Below are 20,168 nucleotides of genomic sequence, written 5' to 3'. Positions count from 1 at the left end.
GGCTCAGCCGGCCGACCGCAGCGCGGCCGTCAGCTGTTCGACGGTATTGCGTTGCCAGGTCAGGTAGTCGGTGCCGGCGGGCAGGGTCTCGGTCACTTCCGCCACCGGCACCCCGGCGCGGTGGGCGGCTTCCTGCAGGTTATGGATCGCGGCGTTCGAGGTCTGCGGGTTGACCAGCAACGCCGCGACTTCGCGGCGGTCGATCAGGTCCAAAACCGATGCCATGTCGGCGGGGGACGGGTCACTGTCGTGCTCGGAGGCGGCCGCGAAGGAGGCCGGGGTTCGGTTGACCAGCCCGGCCGCCGCCAGCAGATAGTTGACGACGGGCTCGGTCGCGATCACCCCAGCGGCCGGGTAGGCGGTGGCGATGGCGCGTTGGGAAGTGGCGATCGCGTCGGCGCCATGCCCGAATTCGGCGGCGTTGGCCCGGTAGTCCGCGGCGTTGGCGGGATCGATGGTCGCCAGTCGGTCGGCGATCGTGGCGGCCACCTCCTTGGCAACGCTCAAGTTGTAGAACACGTGCTCGTCGGGTGCTCCGGCCTGCGGTCCCAGCAGGGAAAACGCATCAACGGACTGGATTTCGGGGTGCCCGGCCAGTACCCGGTCGACCCAGGGGTCGTAGCCGCCGCCGTTGTAGACCACCAGGTCGGCATCCGCGATCGCCGCGGCGTCCGCCGCGCTGACCTGATAGGAGTGCGGATCGGCGTTGGCGCCGCTGAGGATGGATTTGACGCTGACGTGCCCACCGGCGACGGCACGTGCCACGCTGCCCCACACGTCGGTGGACGCCACCAGGACGGCCGCTCCTGGATGCGAGCTTGCGCCCGTAGATCCGCCCCAGCCGCACGCCGTCAGGAACGCGACGCACAGTAGGCAGACGAGGGTTCGCACCGGCCAATATTAATGAAAATGGTTTCCATTAGAAAATCGGGCGAGACATCGCGTGCCCTGCACGTGGACCCGTTGTAGCCTCAGCGAGCGTGAGTCCGACACCGCGGAGGCATACGACGTTGGCGTCGTTGGCCGCCGAGCTCAAGGTGTCGCGCACTACCATCTCCAACGCATTCAACCGCCCGGACCAGCTTTCCCCCGAGCTGCGGGAGCGGGTGCTCGCGACGGCGAAGCGGATGGGCTACGCCGGACCCGATCCGGTGGCGCGATCATTGCGCACCCGCAAGGCCGGTGCGGTCGGGCTGGTGATGACCGAGGCGCTGACGTATGCCTTCAGCGACCCGGCGGCGCGGGATTTCGTTGCGGGAGTGGCGCAGTCGTGCGAGGAGCAGGGCCAGGGGTTGCTGCTGGTAGCGGTGGGCCCGAGTCGCAGCCTCGAGGACGGCAAGGCGGCGGTACTGGCGGCCGGCGTCGACGGCTTCGTGGTCTATTCGGTGTGCGACGACGACCCCTACCTCGAGGCGGTGTTGCAGCGCCGGCTTCCGGTGGTGGTGGTCGACCAGCCCAAGGACCTGCCGGGAGTGTCCCGGGTGGGCATCGACGATCGCGCGGCGATGCGCGGGATCGCCGAATATGTGCTCGGCTTGGGGCACCGCGAAATCGGGCTGTTGACCATGCGGCTGGGCCGGGACCGACGACAGGACATCGTCGACGCCGAACGTCTGCAGTCACCCACGTTCGACGTGCAGCGCGAACGGATCAAGGGAGTTTGGGAGGCGATGACGGCCGCCGGCGTCGACCCGGATTCGCTGACCGTGGTGGAAAGCTACGAGCACCTCCCGACGTCGGGCGGGGACGCCGCCAAGGTGGCGCTGGAGGCGAATCCGCGGATCACCGCGCTGATGTGCACCGCCGACATCCTGGCCTTGTCGGCCATGGATTACCTACGGGCACATGGCATTTACGTGCCCGGCCAATTGACCGTCACCGGGTTCGACGGCGTGCCGGAAGCGCTCAACCGCGGGCTGACCACGGTGGCGCAACCGAGCCTGCAAAAGGGGCGGCGTGCAGGCGAATTGGTGCAGCGGCCACCGCGGTCCGGGCTGCCCGTGGTCGAGCTGCTCGACACCGAGCTGATCCGGGGCCGCACCTCCGGCCCTCCGGCTTAACCCTCGGCGCCCTCGTGGTCGCCGATCAGCAGTCGCACGGCTAGGTCCAGTCGCTTGCTCACGTCGGTGGCCGAGGCCCGCCGGGTGAGCCACGCGAGCAGGTTGGACAACCACACATCCGAGATCACCCGGGCGATGTGGTACTGGTCCTCGGTGGGTTCGCCGTCGCTCATCGCCCGCGCAAACATGCTGTCGATCAGCTTCTCGACCTGGTCGACCTCGCTGGCCGCCGATGCGTCGGCGAACACGTAGGCGCGCGTCATGGCCTCGGTGAGCAGTGGGTTGCGTTGCATCGCGCGGTTGAGCTTGCCGACCATGTAGCTCAGCCGCTGATACGGGGATCCGCCGGCCACCGCCGAGCGGTCGGTCTTCGCGTCGATCCGGCTGAATTCCCGGCCCAGTGCCGAGACCAGCAGATGCACCTTTGACGGGAAATACCGGTAGAGGGTGCCGACGGCGACGTCGGCGCGGTCGGCGACGGCCCGCATCTGGACCGCCTCGTATCCGCCTTTAGAGGCGATCGCCATGGTCGCGTCCAGGATGCGCTTGCGGCGCTCCCGCTGCGCTTCGGAACCGAGTTCAGACTCGGCAAGTACCGCCACGTTCAGGACCTCGCGCGGGTTCGCTGGAGACATGTACCGGGCAACTCCTCGTGCGGGCGGTCCGGTCGCAAACGATACGCATGCTGAGCGTAGATTTCCCACCTCCACGGAGTCTGGGTCCCGTCCGTTTAGGGACGTGTACTGGCGCAACACTCGCCGATTTGACGGGTGATTGCTTCCACTATTAGAACACGTTCTAGTGGGTATGAAAGGCTCACTATGATGTGAATTTAATGACTCGGAGGTCTGCACGTGGTAGCGACCGTCACTGACGAACAGCTCGCCGTTCGCGAGTTGGTGCGCGACTGGGCCCGCGCCGCGGCCTCCGGGGAACCGGCGACCGCTGCCAGCCGCCAGATTGAACAGGGCAACGCCGACGCCTGGCGCCCGGTGTTCACCGGTCTGGCCGAGCTGGGTTTGTTGGGCGTTGCCGTGCCCGAGGAGCACGGTGGGGGCGGGGCCACCATCGAGGACCTGTGCGCGATGGTCGAAGAGTCGGCCAAGGCGTTGGTGCCGGGACCGGTCGCCACCACCGCACTGGCCACGCTGGTGGTCGGTGATCCCGAATTGCTCGCCGCGCTGGCGTCCGGCCAGCGAGTCGCGGGCGTGGCGCTCAAGGGCGACGTGCGATTCGACCAAGCGACGTCGCGGGCATCGGGCACGGCAGCCTTCGCACTGGGTGCCGTGCCCGACGGGGTGGTGCTGCTGCCGGCTGGCGCGGACTGGCTGCTCGTCGACGGCGCCGACGACGGCGTCACGGTGGAACCGCTGTCGGCCACCGACTTCTCCCGGCCGCTGGGCCGGGTGGTGCTGACGGATGCGCCCGCAACCGTGGTGGCCGGAGAGCGGATCGAAGACCTGGCGGCGGCCCTGCTGGCCGCCGAGGCCGCCGGAATCACCCGGTGGGCGCTGGACACCGCCGTCGCCTACGCCAAGGTGCGGGAACAGTTCGGCAAGCCGATCGGCAGCTTTCAGGCCATCAAACACATTTGCGCCGAGATGTTATGCCGCGCCGAGCAGGCCGAGGTGGCCGCCGCCGACGCCGCCCGAGCGGCTACGGAGCCCCGGGAGGCTGGAGAAGCGCGCCAGTTCGCCATCGCCGCCGCGCTGGCCGCGGCTCTGGGTATCGCCGCCGCCAAGGCCAACGTCAAAGACTGCATTCAGGTGCTCGGCGGCATCGGCTGCACCTGGGAACACGACGCCCATCTGTACCTGCGCCGGGCCTACAGCATCGGCCGTTTCCTCGGTGGCACCGAGCACTGGCTGCGCCGCGTCACCGCACTGACGCAGGATGGCGTGCGTCGCCGCCTCGGCGTCGACCTGTCCGGGGTTGAGGGGCAGCGGGCGGAGATCGCCGCGGCAGTGGCTGAGGTTGCCGCGCTGCCCGAGGAGAAGCGCCAGGTTGCGTTGGCTGACGCGGGCTTGCTCGCCCCGCACTGGCCGCCGCCGTACGGCCGCGGCGCGGGTCCCGCCGAGCAGCTGCTGATCGACCAGGAGTTGGCCGCCGCCGGCGTGGTGCGACCGGACCTGGTGATCGGCTGGTGGGCGGCGCCGACCATCCTCGAGCACGGCACGCCCGAACAGATCGAGCGCTTCGTCCCGGCCACTTTGCGCGGTGAATTCTTCTGGTGCCAACTGTTTTCCGAGCCCGGTGCCGGTTCCGACCTGGCGTCGCTGCGCACCAAGGCGGTGCGTACCGACGGTGGCTGGCTGCTCACCGGGCAGAAGGTGTGGACGTCGGCGGCGCACAAGGCCGCGTGGGGTGTGTGCCTGGCGCGGACGGACCCGGACGCACCGAAGCACAAGGGCATCAGCTACTTCCTGGTGGACATGAAATCACCGGGCATCGAGATCCGCCCGCTGCGTGAGATCACCGGTGACTCGCTGTTCAACGAGGTCTTCCTGGACAACGTGTTCGTGCCCGACGAGCTGGTGGTCGGCAAGATCAACGACGGCTGGCGACTGGCCCGCACCACGCTGGCCAACGAGCGGGTGGCGATGGCCACCGGAACCGCGCTGGGCAATCCGATGGAAGAGCTGTTGGCCGTGTTGGCCGAACTCGACCTCGACGTCGCCCAGCAGGACCGGCTGGCCAGGTTGATCCTGCTCGCCCAGAGTGGTGCCCTGCTGGACCAGCGGATCGCTCAGCTGGCCGTGGGCGGGCACGATCTGAGTTCGCAATCGAGCGTGCGCAAGCTCATCGGTGTGCGCTACCGGCAGGAATTGGCCGAGTTCACGATGGACGTCTCCGAGGGTGGTGGCCTGGTGCGCAACCGAGCCGTCTTCGACTTCCTCAACACCCGGTGCCTCACCATCGCCGGCGGCACGGAGCAGATTCTGCTCACGGTGGCCGCGGAACGGCTGCTCGGCCTGCCGCGCTGATCTGGCGAGCGGTCCCGTGGCGAGCCGGTAATCCTGCAGGTCTCGACTCGCAGTTTGTCTGCATGGTTACAGGCTCGGTGGAGTCGGTGGGCATCCGGCGTGGCGGCGTCGTGAGCTGCCCGGGGGCTGGCGGCGAGCCTGAAATCTGGCAGGTCTGCACTCGAACATTTCCTGCATGGTTACAGGCTCGGTGAACTCGGTGGGCATCCGGTTGGCGGCGTCGTGAGACTCGCGGTTGCTGGCCCGAGCTGCAGTCGCAACAGTCCGTCTGCTCGCAGTTTGCTAGCAGATCTGCAGGCTGGGTTCGCCCGTGGTACTCGGCGCGCTAGGAGAAGTTCGTCTGCGCGCAGGTGCTCGGCGAGGTGAGGTTGACGCCGGAATAGACGACCTGCATGTGCGTGCAGACGATGACGTTCGCGTTGGTCACCGGCTGACCGGTCGACCAACTGACCGCGTTGATAATGCCGGTCGTCTGGTACTTGTCCGGCGGGCCCTCACCGAAGTACACGGTGGTGATGGTGTCCGTCCCGCCTTCTTTGAAGACGCGTTCGAACTGGCTGGTGGCGTGCGCATCCAGGTACACCAGCCGGTTGGAAGACCGGATCTCGGTGGTCTGCCGCGCCCACAGGCTGGGCGGAAAACCGGCCGGGCCGTCGGGGGTGCGCAGATTGGTGCCCGCGACGAAGTCGCAGTTGCCGTCGGGGTGGCAGTTGACGAAGCTGTGTGTCTCCAGCTGGGTCGTCTCGTCGACCGGGAACAACGTGGTGGCGGTGTTGGCCGCCGCCCCGGCTACCGGGGCTCCCGTCATGGGTAGGAACGTCATCAGGCATCCCGCGACGGTCAAGCCCGTCACCAGCCGCTTCATCCTGCGTCCTCTCGTCGACGAGTCGTAGCTAACTCATACCGAAGCAGATTCTGGACGAGATTGACAGGCCCTACTCGTCCCTACTCGTCGTACGTCACTTCCACCGAGTCTGATTCCGGGTGCGCCTGGCAGGCCAGAATTAGCCCCTCGTCAAGGTCCTGTTGTTCCAGCACGTCGTTGACTTCCATGCTGACCTTGCCATTGCGCAGCGTGCAGGCGCAGGCACCGCAGTGACCTTCCCGGCACGAGAACGGGGCGTCGAGGCCCTTCGCCAGCAGCACGTCGAGCAACTTTGCGCTGCGCGGCCACGACACGGTGTGTGTCTCGCCGTCCAGTTCCACCACGGCGGTGGCCGGCGGCTCGTCGCCGGTCTCCTCGATCTTCACCGCCGCGAAGGGGTCTGACTCCAGCGACTTGAACACCTCGATGTGTATCCGCGCCGGGGGCACCTGCAGCGTCTCGAGGGCCAGGCGCGCCGCCTCCATGAACGGACCGGGGCCGCAAATGTATGCGGGCCGGTCGGTGAAGGGTGCGGCCAGCTTCGCCAGCGCGGCGGCGCTGGGCAGCCCCTGCAGCGATTCCAGCCAGTGCACCACCGTGAGCCGGTCCGGGTACTTGGTCGCCAGATCCTGCAGCGCATCACGGAAGATGACCGAGCGGTCGTCGCGGTTGGCGTAGACCAGGGTCACCTGCCCGCTGCCCTCGGACAGCGCTGACTTGCAGATCGCCATGATCGGGGTGATGCCGCTACCGGCCGCGAGCAGCAGGAAGTCGTCGTCGAGCGTCTTGGGCACGAAGTTGCCGGACGGCGCCAGCACGTGGATGCGCATGCCCTTGTGGGCGTGGTCGCACAGCCAGTTGGAGGCGTAGCCGTCCGCGGTTCGTTTGACCGTGACGGTCAGCGCCTCATCGGTGAACGGCGAGCTGCACAGCGAGTAGCAACGTGCCACCGAGCCGGTCTTTTCGCTCGGGACGCGCAGCGTCAGGAACTGCCCGGGCGCGTAGCGCAGCCGCTCCGGCGGGATGGCCGGATTCCCCGCCCCTTCGGGTACTTCAAAGACCAGCGACCGCGCATCGTCCGTCTCGGCGATGACCTCGGCGATCTGTAGCTCGAGGACGTGGTCGCCGAGCGGTTCGTCGGGAACGTCGGCGCCGATGTCCCGGCGAACGTTCCCCGGAATAGCCTCAGCCAAGACCAGCCCTCTCTTCCGTAACAACTAGAACATGTTATAGATAACCCGATTCATACCGCTACCAGGCGCAGGAATACCCTGCTCGACACAAATCGGAACGTGTTCTAGTCTTTCCCTAAGCCGAAAACGTGTTCTCCCAGGAGGCAACCGTAGTGACGTCCATTCAACAGCGCGATGCCCAGGCGGTATTGGCTGCCATCGATGATCTGCTTCCCAAGATCCGGGAGCGCGCTCAACTCACGGAGGATCTGCGTCGCCTGCCCGACGAGACCGTCAACGAGCTAGAGGCCGTCGGTTTCTTCACCCTCTTGCAGCCCGAGCAGTGGGGCGGACTGCAATGCGACCCGGCGCTGTTCTACGAAGCGGTCCGCCGCCTGGCGAGCGCATGCGGTTCCACCGGCTGGGTGAGCTCGATCATCGGCGTGCACAACTGGCACCTCGCGCTGTTCGACCAGCGGGCGCAGGAGGAGGTCTGGGGTGAGGACACCAACACCCGGATCTCGTCGTCCTATGCCCCGATGGGCGCCGGTGTCGTGGTCGACGGCGGCTACCTGGTCAACGGTGCGTGGAACTGGTCGTCGGGTTGCGACCACGCCACGTGGACCTTCCTGGGCGGTCCGGTCATCAAGGACGGCCGACCTGTTGACTTTGGCAGCTTCCTGATCCCGCGCTCGGAATACCGCATCGACGACGTGTGGCACGTGGTCGGTCTGCGCGGCACCGGCAGCAACACCATCGTCGTCAAGGATGTCTTCGTGCCGCGGCACCGGTTCCTGTCCTACAAGGCGATGAACGACGGCACCGCCGGCGGGTACGAGACAAACACCGCCCCGGTCTACAAGATGCCTTGGGGCACCATGCATCCCACCACCATTTCGGCGCCGATCGTCGGCATGGCGTACGGCGCGTACGACGCACACGTGGAGCACCAGGGTAAGCGGGTTCGTGCGGCATTCGCGGGGGAGAAGGCCAAGGACGACCCGTTCGCCAAGGTTCGCATCGCCGAGGCGGCCAGTGACATCGACGCCGCGTGGCGGCAACTGAGTGGCAATGTCACCGAGGAGTACGCGCTGCTGTCCGCGGGCAAGGAGATCCCCTTCGAGCTGCGTGCCCGCGCGCGGCGCGACCAGGTGCGCGCCACCGGACGTGCCATCGCCTCGATCGACCGGCTGTTTGAGGCCTCGGGTGCCACCGCTTTGGCCAATGACCAACCCGTGCAACGGTTCTGGCGTGACGCGCATGCCGGCCGGGTGCACGCGGCCAACGACCCCGAGCGGGCCTACGTGATCTTCGGGAACAACGAGTTCGGGTTGCCTCCCGGCGACACCATGGTCTGATCGGCGGGGTCCTGGCAACGTGACCGCAACAGAAGAAATAACGTTCGAATCCACCTCGCGCTATGCGGAAGTCGACGTCGACGGGCCGCTGAAGCTGCACTACCACGAGGCGGGCATCGGCAATGCCCCCACCATCGTGCTGCTGCACGGTGGGGGACCGGGCGCGTCAAGCTGGACGAACTTCGCCCGCAACATCGCGGTGTTGGCCCAGCACTTCCACGTGCTCGCCGTCGACCAACCCGGTTATGGCCACTCAGACAAGCGCGCCGAGCACGGGCAGTTCAACCGCTACGCGGCGCGGGCGCTCAAAGGGTTGTTCGACCAGCTCGGCTTGCAACGGGTTCCGTTGGTGGGCAACTCGTTAGGCGGTGGCACGGCGGTGCGGTTCGCCCTGGACTATCCCGACCTTGCCGGACGGCTGGTGCTGATGGGGCCGGGCGGGCTGAGCATCAACCTGTTCGCGCCCGACCCGACCGAGGGCGTGAAGCGGCTGGGCAAGTTTTCCATCGAGCCCACTCGCGAGAACCTCGAGGCGTTCCTGCGGGTGATGGTCTACGACCAGAAGCTGATCACCCCCGAGTTGGTTGAGGAGCGGTTCGCGTTGGCCAACACGCCGGAATCCCTGGCGGCCACTAGGGCCATGGGAAAGTCGTTCGCGGCGGCCGACTTTGAGCTCGGCATGATGTGGCGCGAGGTGTACAAGCTACGTCAGCCGGTGCTGCTGATCTGGGGTCGCGAAGACCGGGTCAACCCGCTTGACGGTGCGCTGGTCGCGCTCAAGACCATCCCGCGCGCGCAACTCCACGTTTTCGGGCAGTGTGGGCATTGGGCGCAGGTGGAGAAGTTCGACGAATTCAACAAGCTCACCATTGACTTCTTAGGAGGTTCGAGATGAGCATCCGGTCACTGGGCTACCTGCGCATCGAAGCCACCGACATGGCCGCATGGCGCGAGTACGGCCTGAAGGTCCTCGGCATGGTCGAGGGCAAAGGCACCGTCGAGGGCGCGCTCTATCTGCGCATGGACGACTTCCCCGCCCGATTGGTGATCGTGCCGGGGGAGCAGGACCGGTTGTCCGAAGCCGGCTGGGAATGCGCGAATGCCGAAGGGCTGCAGGAAATCCGGAACCGACTGGACGTCGAGGGTGTGGCGTACAAGGAGGCTACCGCGGCGGAGTTGGCCGACCGTCGGGTCGACGAGATGATCCGCTTCTCCGACCCGTCGGGAAACTGCCTGGAGGTATTCCACGGTGCCGCGCTGGAACACCGGCGGGTGGTCAGTCCGTACGGGCACAGGTTCGTCACCGGCGAGCAAGGTCTGGGCCACGTGGTGTTGACGACCCGCGACGACGCCGAGACATTGCACTTCTATCGGGATGTGCTGGGCTTCAAGCTGCGTGACTCGATGCGGCTGCCACCACAGTTGGTCGGCAGGCCCGCCGATGGAGCGCCGGCCTGGCTGCGGTTCTTAGGCTGCAACCCTCGCCATCACAGCCTTGCCTTCATGCCGGGCCAGACCCCCAGCGGCATCGTGCATTTGATGGTCGAGGTTGAGAACTCCGACGACGTCGGCTTGTGCCTGGACCGAGCGTTGCGGCGGAAGGTGCCCATGTCGGCCACGCTGGGCCGGCACGTGAACGACCTGATGCTGTCCTTCTACATGAAGACGCCCGGCGGATTCGACGTCGAATTCGGTTGCGAGGGAAGGCAGGTCGCCGACGACGACTGGATCGCCCGGGAAAGCACCGCGGTCAGTCTGTGGGGACACGACTTCTCGATCGGCTTCAAGGGCTAACCTCGGGGCCATGACTGCCGCGCCGATTGACCCGCGCACGTTCCGCAGCGTGCTGGGTCAGTTCTGCACTGGGATCACCATCATCACCACCGTGCACGACGACGTGCCCGTCGGGTTCGCCTGTCAGTCGTTCGCGGCGCTGTCGCTGGATCCACCGCTGGTGCTGTTCTGTCCGACCAAAGTGTCGCGGTCGTGGCAGGCCATCGAGGCCAGCGGTCGCTTCGCGGTGAACATACTGACCGAGAGCCAGAAGCACGTCTCGGCGCGCTTCGGGTCCAAGGAGCCGGACAAGTTTGCCGGGATCGATTGGCACCCTTCCGAACTCGGCTCGCCGATCATCGACGGCTCACTGGCCTACATCGACTGCACGGTGGCCTCTGTGCATGACGGTGGGGACCACTTTGTGGTCTTCGGTGCGGTTCAGTCGCTGTCCGAGGTCCCCAAAATCAAGCCCCGCCCGCTGCTGTTCTACCGGGGCGAGTACACCGGCATCGAACCGGACAAGACCACACCAGCGCAATGGCGTGATGATCTGGAAGCTTTCCTGACGACCACGACCCAAGACACCTGGCTCTAGGTTTCGGTCGCCAGGCCGCTTCTCGCGCCGACTGTGTGGCCTCTGGCCCCATGATCGCGATGGCCGGGCATTTACCCCCACGCTCGGTGAAGGGCTCGACCGGCGTCGCTCGTCGGCTGTGTGGCCTCTGGCCCCATGATCGCGATGGCCGGGGATTTACCCTCACGCTCGGCGAAGCCGGGAGCGCGGCCGCGGCGGGCGTCCGGCGACTCAAACGCGTTGAGCGTCGGGCCAAATGGCGCGAGCGGCCGGCGACGCACAGAACGTGTCTTGTGCGGTGGTGATGTCCATGTCGATGGCCTGCAGGCTATCTACTTTGTGCGCACGGCAGTTCACGGTCAGGACACGATTCGTGCCCTGCTCTACCTGCTCGGCCTCGATCGTCAAGACCAGGACGAGGGTGAATCCGGCCCCGGTGGGCAGGTAGAAGGTGAGGTCGCGGCTGGTGGGCGATCCGCCGTTGCTGACGACGTAGCCGTCGCCGCTGGGATACGCCGCCTGGCCGACCATCTGGGTCCGTTCGAAGTGGGTGCTGTCGCCCTCCGCGCGCCACACCGAGAAGCGGGTGTTCGGGCTGCCGTTGAAGACGTGCTGGGCGATCGGGATGATGATTTCCTCGCGGCCGTCCCCGTCGAGATCCTGTAATCCGACGCCGCTCGGGCTGGACGGTTCGAGTAGCTCGTCGATCGTCTGGACGACCGCGCCGGATCCGTCGGTGACGACCACCTTCACCGCCCTGGGTCCCGGCGCTTCGGGGAGGCTGAAGTAAGTCACATCGAAATTCGCGCCGACCCGATCGTTGGCATGCAGCCGGCAGTCCGAGTGCGCCAGCTGGGTCTTGGGATTGATCGCCGCAACGGTGACCGCGCAAGGTGCCAAGTACCTGGGATCGGCACCAGCTCTCGGGGCCCACGGACAAACGACCCCGGCGATGGCGATCGCAATGACCGCGGTGACTAGGGTCGCGGGCTTCATGCGGCTGCACAATACCGCCACGGCGGGGCATCGCCAATGGTCAATTTCCGCGGGCGGCTCAACGCGTGAATTGGGTCAGTCACGAAGACCCTGCACTATTGCAAATTTTTTATTTGAATGTGCCCAGAACCCCTTTACACGTGGCCGGCGGCGGCACCACGCCACCGAACTTCGAGCGTTCGATTCAGGCAGTTGCCAACGGCTTTCGATCTGTCGGCATCCGGGGTGGTGGTTGCCGTAGCGCACCGATCGGGTCCTTTGGCATAGGCATAGGGTAGGCGCTTGTCCAATGATTTGACGTCTCGAACATTACCTTCGAACGCTGTTGCTGAATTTCCTCGCGGCTATTACTTGGCGAGCACCAGACTGTTACGATCAGTCACCCCCTAACAAGCCCCGCATGTTCTCGGCAACTCGGAGGACGCAGTATGAGCGTTATCGCTTCAGGCCCGTTCATCGATTGGGAGGAGCTGACCGGCCAATCGGCGTTTGTCGTCGATCTCGTCAGCATCCCGATCTTCAGCGCGGTCGCCGGTCTGATCACCAACTGGACCGGAGTGATCATGCTCTTCGCGCCGGTCTTCTTTACCGGTTTCTACGTGCCGGGGTTGCGGTCGGTGTTCCCGTTCCTGCCGCGCAAAGTGCAGATCCTGCCGATTTTCGCGCCCAACGGCATCCTTGGTTTCCAGGGCTTCATACCCTGTCGTGCCGAGAAAATGGCCAGCCTGATCGTTGATATGTCGATCGCGCGGATCGGCAGCATCCGAGATTTCTACGAGGAACTTGGGCCGGCCGAACTCGCCGACCGCCTAGCGGATGCTTTGCGGCCGAATATTCGGCAACTGGCTGAAGACATCATCGAGAGCGAACACCGCACACTTTGGCGCAGTCTGCCGGTCGCCGTGCAGAACCAGACACTGCGGACACTGGACGAAAGGCTGCCGCAAATCTCGCGGCGAGTGTTCGCGAAGATCGGCGAAAATATCAGCGACCTGCTGAACGTGAAGTTGATGGTGGTCAACCACTTGCGCCGTAACCCGGCTGTTCTGGTCGGCATCATCAAGGGCATGGGCGCCCCGGAGCTGCGCTTCATGGTCAAGATCGGCGCCCTCGGGTTCTTCTTCGGCATCCCGCTAGCCCTCTACATCTCGTGGGTGCGCGAGGCGCATCCCCCCGTCTTGAGCGCCGTCCCGATGTGGCTGGTTGTGCTCGCCGGCGCTGCGCTGATCGGGATCGTGGTCAACTACCTCGCGGTCAAGGTGGTCTTCGAGCCCGGTGACCCAAAGCCCCGCTACCGGTACCCGTGGAAGCAGGGGCTGTTCCCCAAGCGCCAGCACGAGGCCGCCGCCGAAATTTCACTCATGCTCGCCCGCGAGGTGATGACGGTTCCGAACTTCGCCAACGAGCTGTTGTTCGGTGCCAGTGGTGATAAGACCGCTCTGCTAATCGAGGAGGCGGTGGCGGAAGAAGTCGAGCAGCTCCTTACCCCGATAGCCACCGTGACCGCACGGTCGCTGGGAATAGTCAACGTCGGAGTCCTGGAGCGGAAAGCCAGTCTGGCAGCGGTGGAGCTCGCGCCCGATTTATTGTCGTTCGACGAGTTCAGTGAGCGGCGGGAAAAGAAGATCGCGGACTTTGCGGCCGAGAAATTCCGTGCCCTGCCGCCGCACGAGTTTTCCGAGATGCTGTATTCGGCCATCGAACAAGATGCGTGGTTGCTCTATGTTCACGGCGGGGTGTTGGGCATCGCTGTGGGCGCGCTGCACCTGCTGCTGTTCGGGTGGTAAACGCCCCGATCAGCTGGGCGGGCCCTTCCCAATGATCTTGTCCTGACGACCGTCGGTAGCCCAACCACCGCCGTTGTAACCTTCGGTGTCGATGCACGCGGCCACGAATTGCTTACCAAATGATGTCAGCGTAATGCTGCGGTAAACACTGATCGATCTCGGCGCTTTAGCCATGGCCGCGACGGCCACCGGTTGCACTTCCAATAACGCGTACCGCCGGTAATCCTCTACGGGCTCCTTAGAAAAATCGATCAAGCCCAATCGATTAAGGTTGGCCAGATAGTGGTAACCGCGATCGGGCCATTTGCATCCCGCCATTTCGGTGATCATATTGACACCACCGGCTAACTTGACAGAACCAACTTGGAAGAGGGTTTTCGTCCGCACATCGATGGCCGGCTGCGTTCCGGCTACGGCCAGAAAACGAAGAATTCGTGCCTCGTCGGGAAGCAGTTCGTCGAGAATATTCGAAAATGACGGATGCACATCCCGACGCGAATATTCGGGCTTACAGGAAATTCGAATTAGCGCCTCGCCCCGCTTCTTCAACTCTGCGGTTTCATCCCGGACGCCGGTGGTGCCCAGGAACGAGCTGACCACGTTGTCGATGGCTGCTGACGGTGCGACGCCATGTTGCACCTGTTGCACCTGCCGTAGCGTCTCAGCAAACAAACCGGCCGGGCGGGAGGCGACGCGGCTCATCGTACCCAACAGCCCACCTTTGTTGCCTTCTGCGGCCGGTGCGGGCTCTGCGTGCTCGACTGGCGCCGGCGACGCCGATGCTTTGGCCGGCGCTGCCGCCGAGCCATGGGATTCGGGGGCGCTCCGCTGCCCTTCCTGGGCCGCGGCGGGTAGCACCTCGGCCTCGATCTCGACCACCTCCCGGGGCGACGTGCCGTTGGCAGCCGCTGCGATCTCACGCACCGCTGAGCTCGAATTCGACAGGTAATTAATGAGGTTCGTGACTCCGGTGACCGCGTCCCGCGGATGGGTCACTGCACGCAACGTCTGCACGAACAGGCCTCGCGTGTGCTCGACGACGCCTGCCGCGTCCCGAAGCGCCGTGGAGAATTGTGCGTACGCCTCCAACTCGGCGGGCCGGTGAGTTTCGCCGTCATGGGCCAACTCCCTGCCCGTCTGGCCGTTCGATTCGCTCATGTTCTACCTGCTCACAGATCTTGTGCGTCAGATCACATTAGTTTGTGGTGGTCCGAAGTGTAACCGCTTGCCGGATCGTCGCGAGCAATCGGTTGACAATATTCGGCACCCGTCGATTAGAGGGCTTCAGTTGCGACACGCAAAGCGGCGGAGCGCGCGAGGCGAGCGAACTTCGCCAGCCGGTGTAAAGGAGCCGTCCCCGGTCGCACAAACGAGGGTGGCCGCGCTCTCGTTAACCCGTCTGAACAGCTTGTTTGTCGTCAGCGGCCGGAACTATCACCAAACCCGCACAAGGGGTAAATGGCGTACAGGAGATTGCTGTCAAAAATGTGGACAGACAGGACTATAACGTTTGTATAACCGTTGCGTCTCTATTCAATAACGTACACAGCGGCACTATGTGGACTCAATACCATCCCTTCATCACTCCTAACCCGGCGTTGATCAAGGGAACCTCGAATGTCGCGAATCTGTACAAAGCCAAGTTTTTTGTGCGCAGAGCAGGCTTTGTCGGCGGTAGCGACTGATACGGGTCGCCGGGCGCCAGGGAGTTGGTGCCGTTGAGTTCACTCGCGGAAACAAAAGCTTCGGCTCAGCCACCTGCTCCGGCGTCCCCAGCCGCGCCGGTACGTCGGCCCGCCCGGGCCCGCCTCGCGACGCTGGCCAGGCCAGGGCGTTGGTTAGTGCGACGGACCGACCAAGGTCTGCAGACCCTCGGCCGCTTCTTCGAACTGGGCGCGCAGTCCCTGATCTACTTGGTCACCGACATCCTTCGACTCCGCCATCCGTGGCGGGAAACGCTTAACCAGGCCGCGTTCATCGTCGGTGTCACCGCGATCCCCGCCTTGCTGATAGCCGTCCCCTTCGGGGTGATCATCGCGGTGCAGGTCGGCAACCTCATTCAGCAAATCGGCGCGACGTCGATCTCCGGCGCGGTCGGCGGCCTCGGTGTGATCGGCCAAGCCGCGCCGATCATGGCGGCACTGCTGCTCGGCGGCGCGGCCAGCTCGGCGATGACCACCGACCTGGGTTCACGCTCCATTCGTGACGAGGTTGATGCGTTGCGGGTCATGGGCATCGACCCGGTCCAACGACTTGTCACGCCGCGTCTGGCCGCGATCATTCTGCTTGCACCGGTGCTTTGCATTTTCATCATCTTCATGGGCCTGGCGGCCGGCTATGTGGTCAACGTGGGTTACCAGTCCGGTACCCCGGGCAGCTACATCGCCTCCTTCGGGTCGTATGCGACCGTTGGCGACGTCGGGGTGGCGTTGGCCAAGACGTGGCTCTTCGGCATCATCGTCACCCTGATCGCCTGCCAGCGCGGCCTTGAGACGCGGAAGGGCGGCCCGCGCGGCGTGGCCGACTCGGTCAATGCGGCCGTCGTTTTGGGCGTTGTTACGGTCTTCGTTCTGAACCTGGGCATCACCGCTCTGGTTGCCACGTTCATGCCAACGAAGGTGGGTTGATGGCCGCCCCATCGCGGCATATGCCGCACGGTATGGCCGCGTCGCTGCGCGCCGGTTATTTGGTGTTCAACCGCGGCGGGTCAGTCTTCGAACGCCTCGGTCACCAGGCCACCTTCCTGGCCCAGGTGATCGCTTCGCTGCCGCGCACCATCACGCGCTACCGGCGGCAAACCGGAACGATTCTGGTCGACATGATCTGGGGCAACGGCTCGATCATCGTCGGCGGCGGCACCATTGGCGTGCTGGCGTTCATGGGCATCGCGATCGGTGGCGCGGTTGGGCTCGTCGGCTACGCCGTCCTGGACATGGTCGGGATGGGTCCGCTCACCGGCTTCATCTCGGCCTACGCGAACACCCGGGAACTGGCGCCGATGGTCGCGGCCATCGGCTTCGGGGCGCAGGCCGCCACCAGGATGACCGCCGAAATCGGCAGCATGCGGATCGCTGAGGAGATCGACGCGCTGGAGGTTCAGGGGATCCCGGCGATTCCCTACGTGGTGACTACCCGCGTCCTCGCCGGGATCATTACCATCATTCCGCTGTACCTGTTCACGTTGGCGTTGAGCTATCTGTCCTGCGCGCTGATGGTGAGCCTGCATCAGGCATCCGGCACCTACACCCACTACTTCGACATGTTCATGCAGCCATCCGACGTGGTGTACTCGGCGATCAAGGCGGTCGTCTTCGTCGTCCTGATCATCGGGATCCACTGTTATGAGGGGTTTTACGCGAGCGGCGGGCCGGAGGGTGTCGGACGCGCCTCAGGACGGGCGATTCGCGCCAGCTTGATCACCATCGTCGTCTCGGACATGTTGTTGACCTTGCTGTTCTGGGGCAACAACCCCGGGTTGAGGCTGTCGGGGTAGGCATGCCAACATTTCTCACCCGAACCGCGCGGCCGCCCAGCGCCGGCACGCTCCGACTTCGCGGCCTGATTGTCGCCATGGTCCTGACCGTCGGGGCCGTCTTTGTGTACCAGGCGACCACCGGGAAGTATGTTGACAACTTCAAATTGACCATGATCGCCAACACAATTGGCGAGGGCCTGGCGCCCGGGGCCGAGGTGAAGTTCCACGGCATGGCCATTGGATCGGTCAAGGAACTCGAAACCATCGGCTACAACAAGCAGAGAATGACGGTGCTGCTCGACCCTCGGCAGGCGAAGGCGCTCACGTCAGACACGATCGCACGGTTCACCTCGTCGAATCTCTTTGGCACGACCGAGGTTGAGCTCGTCAGCGAGGGCAAGGGGCCTCAGTTGCGTCCGAATCAGACGTTGACGGTGCGCACCGACGTCCAGGCGGCCACGATCACCGAGTTGCTGCGGGAGGGTCAGCGACTGAGTCGGATTCTCGACACACCCGAGCTCAATCACGTCATCGAAGTCCTACGCAACCACGCGGACCTTGTCGAGCCGGCCACCAAGGCGGGGCTGGATATCGCGAAGATCCTGGCCGACTCCCAGACAATGCCGCTGTCACACTCGCTTTCGGTGCTCGCGTCGTTCTTGAACGGTCTCGGCCCGGTTCTGCCCGCCCTCAACCTGGCGCCCGACCTGGTTAATTCGATGAGCTTCCTGAATGCGCCGGGTGGCGTGGACCGCACCAACCTGGTCATGCACCAGACGGGCCAGCTGTTGGGCGATGTCGGCGACATCGTGCTGCGGAACAACCCGTGGCTCATTCCGCTGATGAACGGAACGATGAACGCCGCGGTCCCCGGTATGTACGCGCTGGGCAGCCTGGCGCCGGCCTACGATCGCATCTCCGGGTTACTCGACCGCACCAGCACCGCTTTTCCGATGGTCGACGGCGACGTGCGGATGCGCGTTGAGGTAATCATGAACACCGCGCCGGGCATCGCGGCCGCGCTTCCTGGGCCGGCGCCAGATCTGCCCGGTCCGCCGCCTGGGCTGCCCGGGCCGCCGCCAGGGGGTGACGAATGAAAAAGCTGACCAGCTCTGTCTTTTGGGTCGCCCTATTCACCACCGTCGCCACGGTGTGCGGGCTGATGCTTTTGACCGCCCTGCGCAATCCGGTCAGCGGAACGGTCAACCACTACTCGGCGGTCTTCACCGACGTCTCCGGCCTGGACGCCGGCAATGACGTCCGAATCGCCGGCGTGCAGGTAGGCAAGGTCGAGGCGATCCGCCTCGAAGGCCAGATGGCCCGGGTTGATTTCACCGCGTTGACCGCCAATCCCCTGTACAAGGACACCGTCGTCGCCGTGCGGTTTCAGAACCTGCTGGGACAGCGCTACCTGGAACTGGTCCAGTCGGGCGCCGCGGGTGAACGGTTGGCCGCTGGGGCGACCGTGCCGGTGGGACAGACCATTCCATCGTTCGATATCACCAAGCTGTTCAACGGATTCCGGCCGGTATTCGACACGCTCGACGCCGCCCAGATCAACCAGTTCGGCGAAAACCTGCTCCGGTTGATCCAGGGTGACGACAGCGGGCTCGGACCACTGCTGCACGATCTGGACACCATCACAAAGTTCGCCGCAAATCGCCAGGCCGCCATTACGGTGCTGCTGCGCAACCTCGGTGAGATATCGAACGACCTGGGCGGCAAGTCCCAGCAGCTGTTCCACGTCATCACCACGCTGAACGGACTGCTGGCGTCGTTTACGGCCAAGGCCAACGACTTTAATACTTCGCTCGACATCGAACTGCCGTTGATGCGCAGTCTGGTCCACACCCTGCAATACGCGGAACGCACGTTTGACGGAACGACCGTGCCCGCCTATGACCTGGTGAGCCGGATGTTTCCACAGACGCCGACGATCATCGCCGGCCTGTCGCTGGTGCCCTCCCTGATCGAGGGATTGCGCGACTCACTCGTCGACGAAGGGCCAACCACCCCGGCCTATACCTGCACCAACGGCGAGGTCCACCTGCCCAACATCGGCGAAGTGTCGTTCGGGCAGCAGGATTTGGTGGTGTGCCAGTAGTGAGAGCGCACATCGGAAAGAACTGGGGCCGGGTCCTCGACGACCGTGAAACGGCGAAACGCAGTCGCCGCTACGGCGTCGCAGGCATCATCGTCATCATCATCGCGCTGGTCATACCCGTCGTCGCCTTCCTCAATCCCCTTGGCGAGAAAAGCTATACCGCCAATGCCACCCATTCGGGCGGTGTGCGCAGCGGTGACGACGTGCGCATCGCCGGGGTGCCGGTCGGGGAGGTCACCAGCGTCAAGCTGGCGGGCAACCTCGTGCAGATCAAGTTCAATGTGAAGGATTCGGTCTTCGTCGGTTCGGAGTCCACGCTCGAGGTTCGGCTACTGACGCCGGTGGGTGGGCACTATGTGGCGCTCAACTCGCAGGGTGCGGTGCCGTTGGGCCAGAAGGTGATTCCTCCTGGGCACGTCAAAGCCGCATTCGAGACCAGCGATCTCATTCAGTCGGTGACGCCGCTAGTCAAGGATGTCAACGGCAAGGTCCTGCACGACACCTTCACCGAGGTAGCCAACGCCGCCAACAAGTATCCGAATGCACTGCGCGAGATCGTGCATTCGGCCAATGAGTTGACCAGGTTCTTGAGCAAGATGTCCGACGACGTGGATCGCGGATTGGGCTTCGTCAACGATGCGGTCAGTTCCCTTACCGCCAATCGCGAGCATCTTCTCGCGCTGATCGAGCAATTCGCGTTGGTTGGGCGCGGTTACACCTCGAGGGCCGTCGACATCATCGAGTTCTTCACGCTGCTGAGCGAGTTGACCCGGATCGTGGACCGCATCATGGTCTTCTACAGTCGCGAGGTCGCGCCCTCGGTCAACGGAATCGACGACATTTTCGACACCCTGTTCACCAACCCCGACCGGATCGGCCGCGCCGCCGACGGCCTAGGGCAGATCCTCAACATCGTGGTGCCGATGCTCAGCGGGAACGGCGTTGCCGTGGACGACCACTTCCTGGTACCTGGCCAAGACCTCTGTCTGCCCAACCTCATGAGGCACTGCTGATATG

At 64.7% G+C, this 20,168-nt stretch carries 18 protein-coding genes; 12 read left to right on the top strand and 6 right to left on the bottom strand.

All coding sequences use genetic code 11. The features are described from left to right. Positions 1-3: 3 nt before the first annotated feature. Entirely contained in the window at positions 4-870 is an 867-nt protein-coding gene (locus G6N68_RS25435) for a metal ABC transporter solute-binding protein, Zn/Mn family (RefSeq protein ID WP_371871755.1), read from the bottom strand. Between the two features lie 110 nt (positions 871-980). Here G6N68_RS25435 and G6N68_RS25430 point away from each other — a divergent pair, with 110 nt between their 5' ends. After that, positions 981-2,060, top strand: coding sequence for an Rv3575c family transcriptional regulator (locus G6N68_RS25430; protein WP_163719001.1), 1,080 nt, complete (start codon positions 981-983; stop codon positions 2,058-2,060). On the opposite strand, the gene kstR is transcribed toward G6N68_RS25430, so the two are convergent. After that, a complete protein-coding gene (kstR, locus tag G6N68_RS25425; protein WP_163719894.1) occupies positions 2,057-2,662 on the bottom strand; it encodes a cholesterol catabolism transcriptional regulator KstR in 606 nt (201 codons plus the stop codon). The genes G6N68_RS25430 and kstR overlap by 4 nt on opposite strands. Before the next feature lie 252 nt (positions 2,663-2,914). On the opposite strand from kstR, the gene G6N68_RS25420 reads away from it, so the two are divergent. Then, on the top strand, positions 2,915-5,044 hold the full coding sequence (locus tag G6N68_RS25420; protein WP_163719000.1) for an acyl-CoA dehydrogenase family protein: 2,130 nt from the start codon (positions 2,915-2,917) through the stop codon (positions 5,042-5,044). Between the two features lie 325 nt (positions 5,045-5,369). Here the strand turns inward: G6N68_RS25420 and G6N68_RS25415 are convergent, their stop codons facing one another. Together G6N68_RS25415 and G6N68_RS25410 are read right to left on the bottom strand one after the other, a co-directional pair. Then, positions 5,370-5,909, bottom strand: a complete 540-nt coding sequence (locus tag G6N68_RS25415) for a hypothetical protein (protein ID WP_163718999.1) — start codon at positions 5,907-5,909, stop codon at positions 5,370-5,372. 80 nt (positions 5,910-5,989) lie between these two features. Further along, complete coding sequence (locus G6N68_RS25410; RefSeq protein WP_163719892.1) at positions 5,990-7,066, bottom strand: ferredoxin--NADP reductase; 1,077 nt, start codon at positions 7,064-7,066, stop codon at positions 5,990-5,992. A 188-nt stretch (positions 7,067-7,254) separates the two neighbouring features. Between G6N68_RS25410 and hsaA the strand changes: the two genes are divergently transcribed. The 4 genes from hsaA to hsaB are packed head-to-tail and all read left to right on the top strand — an operon-like array spanning position 7,255 to position 10,810. Continuing rightward, the gene (gene hsaA / locus G6N68_RS25405) at positions 7,255-8,439 is read left to right on the top strand and encodes a 3-hydroxy-9,10-secoandrosta-1,3,5(10)-triene-9,17-dione monooxygenase oxygenase subunit (RefSeq protein WP_163718998.1); all 1,185 of its coding nucleotides are present in this window, start codon (positions 7,255-7,257) and stop codon (positions 8,437-8,439) included. A gap of 19 nt (positions 8,440-8,458) precedes the next feature. After that, entirely contained in the window at positions 8,459-9,334 is an 876-nt protein-coding gene (gene hsaD, locus G6N68_RS25400; RefSeq protein ID WP_163718997.1) for a 4,5:9,10-diseco-3-hydroxy-5,9,17-trioxoandrosta-1(10),2-diene-4-oate hydrolase, read from the top strand. Beyond that, on the top strand, positions 9,331-10,233 hold the full coding sequence (gene hsaC / locus G6N68_RS25395) for an iron-dependent extradiol dioxygenase HsaC (RefSeq protein ID WP_163718996.1): 903 nt from the start codon (positions 9,331-9,333) through the stop codon (positions 10,231-10,233). The genes hsaD and hsaC overlap by 4 nt, the downstream gene beginning before the upstream one ends. A gap of 10 nt (positions 10,234-10,243) precedes the next feature. Then, complete coding sequence (gene hsaB, locus G6N68_RS25390; RefSeq protein WP_163718995.1) at positions 10,244-10,810, top strand: 3-hydroxy-9,10-secoandrosta-1,3,5(10)-triene-9,17-dione monooxygenase reductase subunit; 567 nt, start codon at positions 10,244-10,246, stop codon at positions 10,808-10,810. A 210-nt stretch (positions 10,811-11,020) separates the two neighbouring features. Here the strand turns inward: hsaB and G6N68_RS25385 are convergent, their stop codons facing one another. Next, positions 11,021-11,785, bottom strand: a complete 765-nt coding sequence (locus tag G6N68_RS25385) for a hypothetical protein (protein WP_240355892.1) — start codon at positions 11,783-11,785, stop codon at positions 11,021-11,023. Positions 11,786-12,213: 428 nt separating this feature from the next. Here G6N68_RS25385 and G6N68_RS25380 point away from each other — a divergent pair, with 428 nt between their 5' ends. Continuing rightward, positions 12,214-13,572, top strand: a complete 1,359-nt coding sequence (locus G6N68_RS25380) for a DUF445 domain-containing protein (RefSeq protein WP_163718994.1) — start codon at positions 12,214-12,216, stop codon at positions 13,570-13,572. 9 nt (positions 13,573-13,581) lie between these two features. Here the strand turns inward: G6N68_RS25380 and G6N68_RS31180 are convergent, their stop codons facing one another. Then, positions 13,582-14,730, bottom strand: a complete 1,149-nt coding sequence (locus G6N68_RS31180) for an Abi-alpha family protein (RefSeq protein ID WP_240355891.1) — start codon at positions 14,728-14,730, stop codon at positions 13,582-13,584. 551 nt (positions 14,731-15,281) lie between these two features. Between G6N68_RS31180 and G6N68_RS25370 the strand changes: the two genes are divergently transcribed. Genes G6N68_RS25370 through G6N68_RS25350 form a run of 5 tightly spaced genes read left to right on the top strand, consistent with a single transcriptional unit; the run spans position 15,282 to position 20,164 of the window. Continuing rightward, positions 15,282-16,199, top strand: coding sequence for an MlaE family ABC transporter permease (locus G6N68_RS25370; protein ID WP_163718993.1), 918 nt, complete (start codon positions 15,282-15,284; stop codon positions 16,197-16,199). Continuing rightward, positions 16,199-17,065: an MlaE family ABC transporter permease gene (locus tag G6N68_RS25365; protein WP_163718992.1), complete on the top strand. Its 867-nt coding sequence runs from the start codon at positions 16,199-16,201 to the stop codon at positions 17,063-17,065. The genes G6N68_RS25370 and G6N68_RS25365 overlap by 1 nt, the downstream gene beginning before the upstream one ends. Positions 17,066-17,067: 2 nt before the next feature. Then, positions 17,068-18,144, top strand: a complete 1,077-nt coding sequence (locus G6N68_RS25360) for an MlaD family protein (RefSeq protein ID WP_163718991.1) — start codon at positions 17,068-17,070, stop codon at positions 18,142-18,144. Beyond that, the gene (locus G6N68_RS25355; protein ID WP_163718990.1) at positions 18,141-19,151 is read left to right on the top strand and encodes an MlaD family protein; all 1,011 of its coding nucleotides are present in this window, start codon (positions 18,141-18,143) and stop codon (positions 19,149-19,151) included. The genes G6N68_RS25360 and G6N68_RS25355 overlap by 4 nt, the downstream gene beginning before the upstream one ends. After that, positions 19,142-20,164: an MlaD family protein gene (locus tag G6N68_RS25350; RefSeq protein WP_240355884.1), complete on the top strand. Its 1,023-nt coding sequence runs from the start codon at positions 19,142-19,144 to the stop codon at positions 20,162-20,164. The genes G6N68_RS25355 and G6N68_RS25350 overlap by 10 nt, the downstream gene beginning before the upstream one ends. Positions 20,165-20,168 lie beyond the last annotated feature (4 nt).

Source organism: Mycobacterium bourgelatii, assembly GCF_010723575.1.
Classification (GTDB): domain Bacteria; phylum Actinomycetota; class Actinomycetes; order Mycobacteriales; family Mycobacteriaceae; genus Mycobacterium; species Mycobacterium bourgelatii.
The sequence above is the reverse complement of the archived record's forward strand: the minus strand, read 5'-3'. Positions and strand labels throughout refer to the sequence as shown.